11 protein-coding genes are annotated in these 13,199 nt (G+C 42.1%); 1 reads left to right on the forward strand and 10 read right to left on the reverse strand.

The genetic code is table 11. The annotated features are described in order from the left end of the window. The first annotated feature begins 318 nt into the window (after positions 1 to 318). Positions 319 to 1,731 carry an alpha/beta hydrolase gene (locus tag I3254_RS09565; RefSeq protein WP_238052698.1) on the forward strand — a complete coding sequence of 471 codons (1,413 nt, stop codon included), beginning with the start codon at positions 319 to 321 and terminating at the stop codon, positions 1,729 to 1,731. 48 nt (positions 1,732 to 1,779) lie between these two features. Here the strand turns inward: I3254_RS09565 and I3254_RS09570 are convergent, their stop codons facing one another. From I3254_RS09570 to fmt, 10 genes are all read right to left on the reverse strand, one after another. Further along, entirely contained in the window at positions 1,780 to 2,913 is a 1,134-nt protein-coding gene (locus I3254_RS09570; RefSeq protein ID WP_238052699.1) for a metallophosphoesterase, read from the reverse strand. 86 nt (positions 2,914 to 2,999) lie between these two features. Beyond that, on the reverse strand, positions 3,000 to 4,010 hold the full coding sequence (locus I3254_RS09575) for a TIGR01777 family oxidoreductase (protein WP_238052700.1): 1,011 nt from the start codon (positions 4,008 to 4,010) through the stop codon (positions 3,000 to 3,002). 259 nt (positions 4,011 to 4,269) lie between these two features. Then, on the reverse strand, positions 4,270 to 4,575 hold the full coding sequence (locus I3254_RS09580) for a hypothetical protein (protein ID WP_238052701.1): 306 nt from the start codon (positions 4,573 to 4,575) through the stop codon (positions 4,270 to 4,272). Between the two features lie 241 nt (positions 4,576 to 4,816). Further along, the gene (locus I3254_RS09585; protein ID WP_102091091.1) at positions 4,817 to 5,278 is read right to left on the reverse strand and encodes a hypothetical protein; all 462 of its coding nucleotides are present in this window, start codon (positions 5,276 to 5,278) and stop codon (positions 4,817 to 4,819) included. A gap of 151 nt (positions 5,279 to 5,429) precedes the next feature. Further along, positions 5,430 to 6,059 (reverse strand): L-threonylcarbamoyladenylate synthase, encoded by a 630-nt coding sequence (locus tag I3254_RS09590; RefSeq protein ID WP_238052702.1) that lies wholly within the window; start codon positions 6,057 to 6,059, stop codon positions 5,430 to 5,432. Positions 6,060 to 6,176: 117 nt separating this feature from the next. Next, the gene (dprA, locus tag I3254_RS09595; RefSeq protein WP_238052768.1) at positions 6,177 to 7,442 is read right to left on the reverse strand and encodes a DNA-processing protein DprA; all 1,266 of its coding nucleotides are present in this window, start codon (positions 7,440 to 7,442) and stop codon (positions 6,177 to 6,179) included. A gap of 75 nt (positions 7,443 to 7,517) precedes the next feature. Next, a complete protein-coding gene (locus tag I3254_RS09600) occupies positions 7,518 to 8,615 on the reverse strand; it encodes a LysM peptidoglycan-binding domain-containing protein (RefSeq protein WP_238052703.1) in 1,098 nt (365 codons plus the stop codon). 325 nt (positions 8,616 to 8,940) lie between these two features. After that, positions 8,941 to 10,362, reverse strand: a complete 1,422-nt coding sequence (thrC, locus tag I3254_RS09605) for a threonine synthase (RefSeq protein WP_238052704.1) — start codon at positions 10,360 to 10,362, stop codon at positions 8,941 to 8,943. A 46-nt stretch (positions 10,363 to 10,408) separates the two neighbouring features. Further along, on the reverse strand, positions 10,409 to 11,983 hold the full coding sequence (locus tag I3254_RS09610) for a transcription antitermination factor NusB (RefSeq protein WP_238052705.1): 1,575 nt from the start codon (positions 11,981 to 11,983) through the stop codon (positions 10,409 to 10,411). Positions 11,984 to 12,048: 65 nt separating this feature from the next. Then, a complete protein-coding gene (gene fmt / locus I3254_RS09615; RefSeq protein WP_238052706.1) occupies positions 12,049 to 13,119 on the reverse strand; it encodes a methionyl-tRNA formyltransferase in 1,071 nt (356 codons plus the stop codon). Between the last annotated feature and the right edge of the window lie 80 nt (positions 13,120 to 13,199).

Raw genomic sequence — 13,199 nt, forward strand, 5'->3', positions numbered from 1 at the left:
TAATACGCTTCAATAGCTGCTTGATAAAGGTGATAAGGACAAATTTCAAGCCTAGAGCAAAGGAATTTTTACCATTTATGACAAATATTCAAGAAGTCTGATTAAAGAGATGCATCTAACGTTTTTACTCCATGTCAATAAATCTCAATATTTGCTCACAAAAAGAACAAAAAACCACTATTTATTCCCATTGCTTTACGCTTATTAATCAAGCTATTACCAAACGATACGCTATTATTCTGCTAGCTATTTTATCATTGCTATAAATATTATCGCCCACACTCAAATGCACGCTAAAAATCATTTATGAGAGCTGTTATGTCTAATTCAAAAAATTTATCTATCAATACTTTGCTCAATAAAGCATTGATGACATTGCACTTAGCGTCAAAAGAACATCTAGCGTCAAAAGAATCATCAAATCAAGATGCACAAACGTATGACTCTTTAGAAAAACGTCAAAGCGTTAAAGAAAAAATACTTGCTTATAACCCTGTAGCAAACTACCAGCCGCATACATTGCATTACGCAATGAAAAGTCTCGGCTACTTACCAGACCCTATTTTAGAAGGTGCAATTGGTTACCTTAAAGGTCCCAACTCAAAACAATATATGCATGCAAACGCTCATCTGCGTCTCATCCTTGCAGTAAATAGCTACCTCAAAACACCGTTAGAACTAACCCCAATGCCCGAATTGCGTGAGAGATTTACTGCTGATGCAGTAGCCATGCAATCACCTAGAGTATGGCAGCAAGCCAGTACTACTATGCTAAGCAATATAAAGCCCTTCACTAAAAAAAATGATTCGCCTGTTAGCTGGAAAGATGAAACGATTACCAATGCAGATGATGGCGACATGACTGTCCGTTGTTATAAAGCGGGCGGCAAAAAATCTGGTTTTAGAAGAAAACGTATTCATAATCCTGATGAAACAGTCATGCTGTTTTTTCATGGTGGTGGGTTCTGCATTGGTGATGTCGATACACATCATGAGTTCTGTCATGCAGTCTGTGAGCAGACTGGCTGGTCTGTGGTTAGTGTAGATTATCGCTTAGCGCCTGAATGCCCTGCTCCAGCAGCATTAAAAGACTGTATCACTGCGTATGATTGGTTGGTTGAGCACTGTCACACATTGGGTGCGTTACCCTCTCGTATTGTATTGGCTGGTGATAGCGCAGGTGGTGGTCTATCAACTTTAATTGCGCAGCAACTGACCGCACCGAGCAAAAGCGCATGGGCAGACTTAGGGATAGATGGACAGAAAATGTTTAATCTATTAGAAAAACTACCCGAACCTCTAGCGCAGATGCCTTTGTACCCAGTCACTGATATTGAGACAGATTATCCTAGTTGGGAGCTATATGGTGAGGGTCTACTATTAGATCATGCTGATGTAGCAGTATTTGATGCTGCTTGTTTGGAAAATAGTCCGCTGCCTCGTCTACATATACTGAACTCACCTATGCTGGGTGATAATAGTAAAGTTTGCCCAACTTACATTGTAGCTTCTGAGCTCGATGTATTACGTGACGAGGCATTTGCTTATGCAAAGCAGCTGAGAGGTTATGGCGTTGCTGTAGAGACCTATACTGTGCTTGGAGCACCGCATGGCTTTATACACTTTATGAGTGTTCATCAAGGTCTTGGACAAGAGACAAGCAATATTATTCATGGCTTTAGCAGCTTTGTACGTGAAATCATCAATACACAATCCCAGTTAGCTGCATAAACCGTTAGTTATTTAGTTAGCCAGCTAATTAATGATTTGTATAACTGATTAATTGGTATTACCAGATAGCGTAATCAACCAAATCTCTGAGCGCGATCCCAATCGAAAGGGGATGCCCCAAAAACCATAGCCAGAGGACACGACAAAGTGTCCTTTACCAATCTGCTCATAGCCATAGCCTAATCTATTAATAGCATTGACGATGAAATTAGCGGGAAATACTTGACCGTTGTGGGTATGTCCCGAGACTTGTAAATCTATAGGTAATTGACTGTGATTATCTATATCACTCGGTCTATGGTCTAACAATATCAGTGGCTGCGACGTATCTACTTGCGTCAGCAGATCGGTAGTTGCTACACGTTGACGTTTATGATTATCAAAACGTCCAACTAACCATACTGGTTGACCCTCGTGCTCGATATAGAGCACCTCATCGTTCAACAGTTGTATACCTGCATTTTGCAGCGCTTCGCTAATGGGTCGTTCATGACCATACAAATCATGATTACCCAATGTCGCATAGACACCGCGTGGCAGAATGCTGCACAGTTCTGCTAAGTTTTGCTCCATATGATATGCATTAAAGGCATCTGTATTATCATCCATAATATCCCCTGGCATCAGCAGCATATCTGCACCAGAGCGAATCATAAGTTGATGCAATCTATCTATAGCTTTTACACCAAATAATCGCCCTATGTGCAAGTCACTAGCGACTGCAATGCGCAGTGGCTTGGCTAAAGGTTTATCTATATTAATAGAAAGCTCGCGTATAACAGGGGCATAGGCGCTATATAATGAATGAATAAATAGTCCTATAAATAGGAATAGCGCTAGTACTCTTAGCCCTATAGTCATCTCATTCGATTGGTGCAACGTACTGCCTGACAAAGCAATGACCAGCAGATACCCTCCGTAGAATAGACTCACTGCCAACGCCGTCAGTATCATAAAATGCATGACTAGCATCCAGCCGCTAACCCAGCGATAACTGTTAGCAAATGCTCTTTTTACGCTCAATACTAATAGGCCATTAGTAATAATAAATACACTGGCCCATATCGTTGTCTGTAATGTTGGCGTTATCCAAGGCTGGAGCCACCACTGTATACTTAATACTGTACCTAAGCTAAATAACTGCAATAACAGAAAGATGGTGAAGAAAAATGCGTAACGCATGGACTGCCCTTAGACATAAATACGGTTCAGTAAGTGATTATCAGAAGATAGTTGTTAATGTTTCACATGAAACAACCACTATATAACTATTTCTGATTTTCCAATGCTTGCTGGAGTGTCGAGTGTTTGAACGAATAACCTGCATCCAATAGCGCTTGTGGCAGCACCTTTTGACCATCGATAAGTAACGTCGACATTTCGCCAAACATTAGCTTAAGCAAAAACTCTGGTAAAGTAAAAAACGTGGGGCGATGTAGCCACGAACCAAGTGCTTTGGTAAAAGTATGATTGGTCACAGGATTTGGAGCGGTAAGGTTATATACGACTGCATTTCTATTATTTGCCGTACCGCTTGCAGTCTTGCTAGTGCTGTCATTAATAGGTGCATTGTCTTGGGCTAAGCTTTCGATATAATTGACATCTGATTCGTTAGTAAATTCAAGCTGCTGCTCAATAATAAAGATGACTGCACTAACCCAATCTTCACGGCTGATCCAGCTCATGATTTGCTGTCCATCACCTAATTGCCCTCCGACACCAAATTTAAACGGTAGCAACAATTTTGCCACCATACCGCCCTCAGGATGAATAACCACACCTGTTCTGACAATAGCTACAGGAACATCATGATTGGTCGCTTTAAGTGCTAACTGCTCCCATTCATCACATAATGTATGGGCAAAGTCTGTCTCATAATCGCTATTTTCAGTCAGTGGCTTGTCGCCTTGCGTACCATACCAACCGATTGCTGAGCCGCTTACCAGTAACTTGGGTTTTGTGCTAGCACGTGCGATAAAATCCAATATCGACTGAGTAGGTTTGATACGGCTCGCCATCAACTCTTCTTTTCGCTCATCGCTCCAACGAGAGTCAGCAATCCCAGCGCCTGCTAAATTCAGTATGACATCAAAGCTCATATCAGACACCGCAAACTCGTCATAAGTCATCATATTGATATCATCGGGATGTGGTTGACCGCTATTACGAGTTAACCAAGTAATCGCCACGTCTTTATTCTGCGCGCGATATCGTGCCATTAGCTCTCGACTAAACGCACTTCCCAAAAACCCTGAACCGCCACTAATCAAAACATTCATACCCTACTCCCTATATGCCTCAAATATCACCACTATGACTTATCTTTGAGTTACTTATTACTGAAGTACTTATCGTTCAATAAAAACTAGACTGTTATAACCATCGTCTACTTTTTTGTGGTTTTTATCAAAACGACTTTTACATGCTTTTGGTAAAGGAAGGTGAGGAATGAAAGTTTTACGAGGTCAAACATTGCACTTTGATAATTACTGTCAAAAATAGAAGTTTTTTTATTAAAAAAGTATCCTAATTTTTTGGCTAATATTGCAGACTTTGTTTAGGTTTAGGTTTAGGTAATGCGGACATACCCACAATCAAAGCACTTATACCTCCTACTAAGCTAATAGCCAACCATGTACGAGCATCTTGACCAATAAAAAATGTGGCATTGATAGAAAAACCAACAAAAAAAACTCTTACCCACCATCTTTTAGACTTATATGTTTGTTTGGAAGCAAGCCATATACCGCACAATAATGTAGGCATTCCAATAAGAAATACACCTGCAATAAGGTAAAAAGGTATGGCTACAGCGTATGCCAGACCTACATCCTTATTCCACATTATCAGCGATACTAAAATAGGGAATAAGATCAACTGATATAGCGTACCTAAAGTTAAAAATAAAAATATCACCATTTTTTTGGATAGTGGCTGTTGTTATCTAACATTAGTTTTAACTCATAAGTTGGTCAATTTGTGAATGGAAATAATATAGCTGTTATAACCCGTTTCGAACTTTCTTGACCATCCAAACGCATCATAATATTTCAGAAATAGTTTGATCAGCTCTTTATTTAATGGCTCAGCCTACGTCTTCAACATTTTCTTTTAATACTGGCAAAGCTGACATACCTGCTAATACGGCACTTACTCCTCCAGTTAAACTGATAGAGAACCATATCACCAAACCAAATTTAGAAAATATAAACCAAACAAAAAATAAAGCATTAATAAGAACTCCCATAAAAAAAGTTCTTATCCACCACCCATCTTGTATGTATATTTCTTTATACGAATGCCACTTTCCCATCATTAATGTAGTTGGCATCGCAAACAAGCCACCTGCAATAAGATAAACTGGAAAAAACAGTATGAACAATAGACCTATGCTGTCATCTGGGCTAAGAAGTGTCGCTATCCATGGAAAGATAATGAGCTCATACAGCGCTCCTACGAATAAAAATAACTTAGTAACCTTCATTTTTGGATATTCAGCCAAACTTTCGTTCAAACTATGACTTGGCTGATTTAATTTATTTTTCATATGACTGCCTAAATCCTATTCAGGGCTACCGTCAGTGTGTGATAAACAGTATTTGTGCCAGCATTACTGTAAAAATGTAGCTCATACAATAGAAAACATGTTAAGTAAGGCAAACAGGTAGCAAAAAAAACGTCTACATCTTTCTTGTCCACTAACGAATAACCAAGCCTGTCGTTGCATCGCGAATCTGGCTAGGCAAGGTATAACCTAAAGTATCGCCCTGCAAATAACCAATTTGCTCATCAAAATAAGCATAGGCGGCTTCAAAAGTGCTAGCAGGCGTTTGCCCTGATGGGTTGCAGCTTGTAGACACCAATAGCCCAAATGGGTTCTCTTCACTGACCATCTGTTGACAAAGCTGACGAACTGTAGGATGCGAGATAACTCGAACAGCAATAGTCTGATGCTGACCGGTAATCCAAGTAGGTACAGTGCTCGCAAGCGGCTGAGGAATCGGTAATAACCAAGTATGTGCTTGGCGACTCTGCTGTTCGTCTCCGCTATCGCCTGTCTGCCAACTATCAATAACCTGCTGACGCTGAACATCATCTAAAGAGGCTAGTAAGGGGGCTAAGCGAGACACACTATCAGTAACGACTATCATGCCTTTGGCTTGTGGACGTTGTTTGATATCCAAGATACGCTGAACAGCTGCTTGGTCATAAGGGTCGCAACCAATACCCCAAACGCTTTCTGTAGGATACGCGAGCAGTTGCCCTTCTTTTAGCCACTTAGCAGCTTGGATAGCAGAATCAGTAATAAGAGGTGTAGGTTGGCTCATGACTTAAATGGTTCGTAGAAGTAAATTCTAATAATACCACAAGAGGGATATTGTCTAGGAGAGTCTATAACTAAGGGCTGTCTATGCCAGTGTCTAATAAGGAATATTTACGATACTTTAAATGCGCAAATATCGTCCACCTTGTTCGCTGATAAGACCTATTAGCTCAAGCTCCATTAGCTGACCAATCAACTGCGGCGGTGCAAGCTTGGTTGCACTAATAAGCGCATCTAAATCTTGCCCATGCCAGTCAAGCTGCTCATAGATTGCAGTTAAATGCTCAGGCACAACGACTGTGCTGCGCGCAGGCTTTATCTCAGAAGATGGTTGCTGGCTAGTAGATTTGATTGAATTTTTCTCTATCTCAAATGCATCGGAAGTCTGAGTAATATTAGAGTGATTGCTATTAGAGTGATTACTATTGAAAGTAGTAGCGTTTGCTGTTCTATAAGCGCCTTTATCGTAATCAAGCTGACCATTGACGTCTTCTAGTACTTGCTGCGGATGATAAATCAAGGTCGCACCTTCACGTATCAAATGATGGCAACCCTCTGCATTACTATTATCAATATGACTGGGAATAGCAAAGACCTGTTTACCTTGTTCAGACGTGAGACGTGCTGTTATAAGCGAGCCGCTTTTGATTGTCGCTTCCGTTACGATGGTCGCGAGACTCAGCCCAGCTACCAAACGATTGCGACGCGGAAAAGTATGTTTATGTGGCTGCGTATGCGGTAGTAGCTCACTAATAATGCAGCCACCTTGCTCAATAATTTGAGTAAATAACTGATCTCGATGATTGGGATAGTTTACATCGATCCCCGTACCCATTACACCAACTGTACGTCCCTGATAGTCAGAATCTGCCTGTGCTAGTGCACCTAAATGTGCGCGTTTATCTACACCCATAGCCAGACCGCTAGTAACGATATAACCTGCTTGCGCTAAGTACTGCGCCATATCAAACGTGATTTTTTGCGCATGCGCGGTGGGTTTTCGACTACCTACTATAGCGATTTGTGCTTGATGCAGGCGCGCGCTATTCCCACGATAAAACAATAATGGCGGCGGGTCGTATATTTGTGAGAGTTGGGCAGGATAATCGGCGTCATCAGCGAATAGCAAACCATAGCGCCCCTCTATCAATGCTTGCTGAATCTTATCGATATTGGCAAGTGTTTGCTCTGGCTGCTCATGACGTTTGAGATGGGTGTGGTGAATACCGAGCTGCTTCCATGCCTCTACTTTGGCTTGCCAAGCAAGCTGCGGATAACCGAAAGAAGTGATCAATTTGTGATAAGCAGATAATGATGCATTCACCTCGTACCACAGCGCTAGGATAGCGCGCTGATCGTCGGATAAAGAAGAGGTGACTGCCGTCATTGTCATCTGTCTCGTATAGGCAAGCTTAGATTAGTATTTGGTTTAATATATTGCTTAATAAAGCCTTATAGCTATTTATAAATAAGGAGGTGGTAATAACTGATCACCAATACTAAGTGGTAACTCAGAGTCAAGTACATAAGCATAGCTGATGTGATCAAAGGTATTAAAAACCATCACCATACCGCTAGGCTCATTTGGTAGACGTACAGGCGTGTCATTGTCTTTAGTATCACGTACCAAAGGCCCTTTTTGATAAACCGTCAGCACATCACCTGGTTTAGCACCTTGTAAGCTACCCAAATTGATGGCGACCACACTACCCTTCGCAGCTGAGCTGATAGAGTCCATCACACGTACGATCATACCGCCGCGACTGACACTTGCAGGCGTTGGATAAAAGACAGGAGGAATAGCGTTGTCTAACTCTACAAAGACGCGATCCCCTTCACGCACTTCTTTGCCATAGCTGTCGATAAGCTGCAAGCTAGTCACACCATTACTTTCTGTAGAAGTAACAAGACCAGTCGCTACCTGCGTAACTTCTAAACCGATCACTTCTTGCGTTTTGGGGTCTACATATAGCTCACCCTCACGGTAGACGCCGTAACGTTGGCCCACGATAAGCGGTACGCCTTTAGCATAGACCTTATCACCACGCGCAGTAATTAAGTTACGGTTTTTAGAAGCTAAAATATAAGGCGTGGTATTAAAGTCTTGGGGATTAACGATAAGCGTTTTATCAAGCCAATGCTGAATAGCCGACCACGGAATAGGAGGGATGCTATTGGCCGTCGAAGTAATCGCGACCGTGCTCGTACTTACATTTCCAGTAAGCTGCTTTTCAACGCCAGCACAACCTTCACCAGTATCAACGCCAATCAGTGTTTTTCCTTGAATCACACAAAGAATGAGAACGTCATTGGGGTAGATAAGGTTTGGATTTTTGATTTGCTTATTGGTTGCCCAAATTTCTTTCCAGCGCCATGGGCTGTCTAGGTAGCGACCTGAGATATCCCATAAGGTATCGCCTTTTTTAACGATATAACGATTGGGCGCATCAGCTTTGATAGTTGGCGGCGGATTGTTAGCTTGAGCCGTGCTCATCAACATGGCACTACTAAACGTCGTAATTAACAGTGCTTTTGCTATCTTTTTTAAGCTCATCTTCATCGTTATATCCACAATATGTACCACTGTGTTCGACACAAAGAACTATACTTGATTTATTACTGTAAAAATTTCTTAAACTAATAAAAAATAAAATTTATCAGTAACTTATAAATAGAATTCTCATGGAGATTATAGGGTAACTGTTCAGTGTAATTGGCTAGAATAATTCCTAAAAAAGCGTCTAGCACGATGATGACTTGCTGACGCCGTTTCTAATATTACAATTATATCTACCATAACACAATCATAAACACTTTATTACAATGGTGTAACTTTTACGCGGATATTTTTCCTTGCTGATGATAAGCCTAAAGACCGTTATTACTTAAGCAGAATTCGGCGTGACATGTTGGCGGATTTGTTCAGCAACCAGCTCAGCCTTATTATCCAGTACCACTACGTGCTGCGGTAAATCTTCTAACCCTTCAGTATGCGCTGGACGCTCAATGTCTATTTGACCTACTGCTTCCACAATAGTATCCGCAAATTTAACGGGTAATGCCGTCTCTGCACAAACGATGATTTCGCCATCTAGCTGTAGCTCTTTGGCAACCTTAATTCCGTCTGCGGTATGTGGATCAACCAATTCACCATGCTGCTCATAAAGCGCTTTGATAGTCTGCAAACGGTCGCTATGAGTAGATTTACCAGCAGCAAAACCATAACGCGTATTAACCGCTTCCATCAAGTCAGATAAGTCAAAGCCTCGACCTGATTTTACGCCGTTAAATAACTCATGAACGCGTACGCTGTCTTTTTCTAATAGCAAATAAACAAAACGCTCAAAGTTAGATGCTTTTGAAATATCCATTGATGGACTAGAGGTGACATAAGTTTTTTCAGTCGGACGCGGCTGATAAGCGCCTTGATTGAAGAAGTCATTTAAAACGTCGTTTTCATTGGTTGCGACAATTAGGCGGTCAATTGGCAGTCCCATTTCGCGAGCGATGTGACCAGCACAAATATTACCGAAGTTACCTGATGGTACGCTAAAGCTGACTTTTTCATCGTTGTTCGTCGTGACCGCAAAGTAAGCTTTAAAGTAATAAACAATCTGCGCTAGGATACGACCCCAGTTAATAGAGTTTACCGTGCCTAGGTTATAAGCCGCCTTAAACTCAGCATCTTGCTGTAGCGCTTTAACGATGTCTTGGCAATCATCAAACATCCCATCGATAGCAATGTTATGAATATTATCATCGGTCAAACTATACATCTGCGCACGTTGGAATTCACTCATTTTGCCATGCGGTGACAGCATAAAGACTTCGATGTTCTCTTTGCCGCGCAATGCATACTCTGCTGCACTACCCGTGTCACCACTTGTTGCACCGATGATCGTAATACGTGCGTCTTTTTTCTTAAGTACATACTCAAAGGCATTGCCTAAGAACTGCATGGCAACGTCTTTAAATGCCAATGTTGGACCGTTCGATAATCCTAGAATATATAAATTGTCTTCAAGTTTGCGGACAGGAACAATCTCGTCAGAGCCAAACACATCAGCAGTGTAAGTGCGCTCAATGATATCTTGCAAATCAGCCATAGGAATATCAGTGGCAAAACGCTGCATAATCGCCATCGCAAGCTGCGGATAGCTGAGCGTACGCCATTCATCAAGGGTTGCACTATCGATATTTGGATAATGCTCAGGCAACATCAAACCACCGTCTGGGGCAAGACCCATCAAAAGCACATCACTAAAATCCATTGGCGCTGTCTGACCACGGGTACTGATATATTTCATTAGATTGTCCTGTCTACAATAATGTTATTCAATGTTTAAAAACGGTTTATTCAGCAGTTTTTTGTAGCAACGCATAATAAAAACCATCGCCGCTTGCGCTATCAATTGGCAAGCACTGACGACCGATTGCTTGTTCGATACCCCAGTTGCAATCTTCGGTAAACTCAATCACTACTGCATCATTATGATGAGTGATAAAGTCCTGCATTTGCTCGACGTTTTCTTGTTTTAAGATGGAACATGTCACATACAACAGATAACCACCAGCTTTGAGTTGTGGCCATAAGTTATGCAAGATATCTGCTTGCAACAGTGCCGTTTGCTCGATGTCTTCTTCGGTACGCAAGATACTGATATCTGGATGACGGCGAATCACGCCAGTCGCAGTACAAGGAGAGTCCAATAATATTGCATCAAACACAGGTTCATTGGTAGCCGCTTTTTTGTTTTTTCCATGCTGCCATCTGGTCGCATCTGCACAGACGATATTAAGCGCGATACTTTTCTCTGCTTGCTTCAAGTCATGCTGACTCAGATTTAAGCGCTGTAAATTCTCACGAATACGCTCAATACGTGGTGCTTCATTATCAATAGCTGTTACTTTGATATCAGTAATCGCAGGTGACGTTTCAGATGACATCCCATTGTTATCTTGTTTCACGTGAAACAACGATGACTCGTCACTAGCGCTCATGAGCTCTAACCAATGAGCAAGCTTGCCACCAGGTGCCGCACAAGCATCTAGAATATGTATCTCATTATTCGTATCAGATTTTTCAGCACTAAGCTTAGCCATTAATGCTTTATTGATAATCGGTGCAGCTAACTGAGCATGCATATCTTGCACGCTAGCCGTTCCTAAAGCGAAATCAGGCAAAGCATTAACGGCAGTGCTTTGATGTAGTCTAAGACCTTTGGTTGATAGCGTAGCAGCGGCAGACTCTGATGAGTTCGCTACCTTAAAGCCAGTGGTTAGCTCAACGATATCTGCATCAATTTCTGCGCCATCCAATGCATGCTGATAATCTTCTACTGAAGTCACGGCCGAATTCACTCGTAAAAACATCGGGGCTGGTTGGCGCAAGCCTTGTGTCAGCTCATCATACTGTTCGCTCCAATCTTGTTTAAGCTGGTAAGCGAGCCAATTCGGTAGACTATGCTTTTTATCGCATTTCTTACGGAATTTGCTTGGATTCTTAGCGACTTTACGCAAAATAGCATTTACCAAACCAGTCGAATGAGCGAACTCAATTTCCTTGGCAGCTTCAACGGTTTCATGAATTGCAGCATGGTCAGCCACTTCTAAATATAGCAACTGTACTAAGCCGACTTGAATAGTGGTACGCACCTCAATCTCGTCGACAGGGTTGTCTGCTAAGCTATCAAGCAAACGTGCCAACGCATGCCACTGGCGCAATGTCGTGAGCAGCAATGCATGAGCAAAGCCTTTGTCACCATCGTGCAGACTATTCAATAATGGATCAAGGACGCTTGAGAGCGACTGACCGTTTTGAATAGCCAGTAAAGTACGAATCACACGCACGCGTACGCTGCCATTCATAATAAGATTGCTTGATGGTTTGAGCTTATTGTTTCTAGGCGCAGTACTGTTTTGTCTCATTAAATTTCATTTCCTTGACGTATGATCGATAGCATCTTGTGCAAGTAGGTTAGATATAAGTAACGTTATTTTGTTTCTGTCGTAAATTGATCGCCGTCATTTAATTGGTTGCCATGGCAAACTTGTTCAGCAGTCATCGGCTTACCACCCGCAAACTGTAAATGAGTAATGGTTAAAGTGGTGGCTGATGATTCAGCATCACTCTCTTTACCACAAGCGACTAAGATCGCTTTTCGTCCGACACTGATAACCGTTCCAGCAGGCTCATTGGTTTGCTGCGATGTATTTACAGGTAAGCTAGCCAGTATTTTAACGCGCTGCCCTGCTAGGAAAGTATAAGCACCTGGCCATGGTGTCAGCCCACGAATTTGGCGTTCAATAGCGGCAGCAGGCTGCGACCAATCAACCTCGCCTTCGGTTTTGACCAGTTTTTCAGCGTAGTTGGCTTGACTATCGTCTTGAGCAATAGCTTGAGCTTGATAAGCAGCTAAATCTTTTAACACCGTACTAATGGCTGTCGCACCAAGTGCAGCCATCTTATCATGTAGGCTAGCAGCGGTATCATCAGAGGCAATACTTTCGCTAACTTTATAAAGCATGTCACCTGTATCGAGACCTTTGTCCATCTGCATAATGGTAATTCCTGTCTCATCGTCTCCGGCCAAGAGTGCACGATGGATAGGTGCAGCACCGCGCCAGCGTGGTAACAGTGAAGCATGAATATTCAAACAACCATGAGTAGGCGTCTCTAATACACCGATAGGTAGGATCAACCCGTAAGCGGCGACAATCATCACATCTGGTTGATAGGTGCGCAGAGTTTGCCTAGCAGCTAGCCCTTCTGCACTAGACTTTTTAAAAGTGACTGGCTGCTCTACAGCGATATCATGTGTCAATGCAACTTCTTTTACCGCAGAGGCTGACAGCTTTTGACCACGACCTGCTTTACGATCAGGCTGGGTGTAAACAGCAACTATCTCTATATTCAGCGCTTCTTGCTGCTTAATTAACGACTCAAGGCTAATAGCAGCAAATTCAGGCGTACCCGCAAATACTACCCTTAATCGGTTAGTAGTTGGGTTATCATGGTCAGTAAGCGAGTTGGATGTATCAAAGGTAGGAGCAGTTGTAGTCATAATCATGCATTATATAAGGTTTATTTGTTCATTATAGGTGAGTTTACGGCGCAGTGCCATGATTGTAATGACCTCAGTTC

It is taken from the genome of Psychrobacter sp. Ps2 (assembly GCF_022129405.1).
In the GTDB taxonomy this organism is placed as follows: domain Bacteria; phylum Pseudomonadota; class Gammaproteobacteria; order Pseudomonadales; family Moraxellaceae; genus Psychrobacter.

Bases quoted from the DNA above. Each gene is read 5' to 3' on its own strand.
- I3254_RS09580 (WP_238052701.1), bottom strand. From the start codon at position 4,575: ATGTGGAATAAGGATGTAGGTCTGGCATACGCTGTAGCCATACCTTTT.
- I3254_RS09610 (WP_238052705.1), bottom strand. From the start codon at position 11,983: ATGAGACAAAACAGTACTGCGCCTAGAAACAATAAGCTCAAACCATCA.
- I3254_RS09585 (WP_102091091.1), bottom strand. From the start codon at position 5,278: ATGAAAAATAAATTAAATCAGCCAAGTCATAGTTTGAACGAAAGTTTG.
- I3254_RS09600 (WP_238052703.1), bottom strand. From the start codon at position 8,615: ATGAAGATGAGCTTAAAAAAGATAGCAAAAGCACTGTTAATTACGACG.
- I3254_RS09570 (WP_238052699.1), bottom strand. From the start codon at position 2,913: ATGCGTTACGCATTTTTCTTCACCATCTTTCTGTTATTGCAGTTATTT.
- dprA (WP_238052768.1), bottom strand. From the start codon at position 7,442: ATGACGGCAGTCACCTCTTCTTTATCCGACGATCAGCGCGCTATCCTA.
- I3254_RS09575 (WP_238052700.1), bottom strand. From the start codon at position 4,010: ATGAATGTTTTGATTAGTGGCGGTTCAGGGTTTTTGGGAAGTGCGTTT.
- I3254_RS09590 (WP_238052702.1), bottom strand. From the start codon at position 6,059: ATGAGCCAACCTACACCTCTTATTACTGATTCTGCTATCCAAGCTGCT.
- thrC (WP_238052704.1), bottom strand. From the start codon at position 10,362: ATGAAATATATCAGTACCCGTGGTCAGACAGCGCCAATGGATTTTAGT.
- I3254_RS09565 (WP_238052698.1), top strand. From the start codon at position 319: ATGTCTAATTCAAAAAATTTATCTATCAATACTTTGCTCAATAAAGCA.
- fmt (WP_238052706.1), bottom strand. From the start codon at position 13,119: ATGACTACAACTGCTCCTACCTTTGATACATCCAACTCGCTTACTGAC.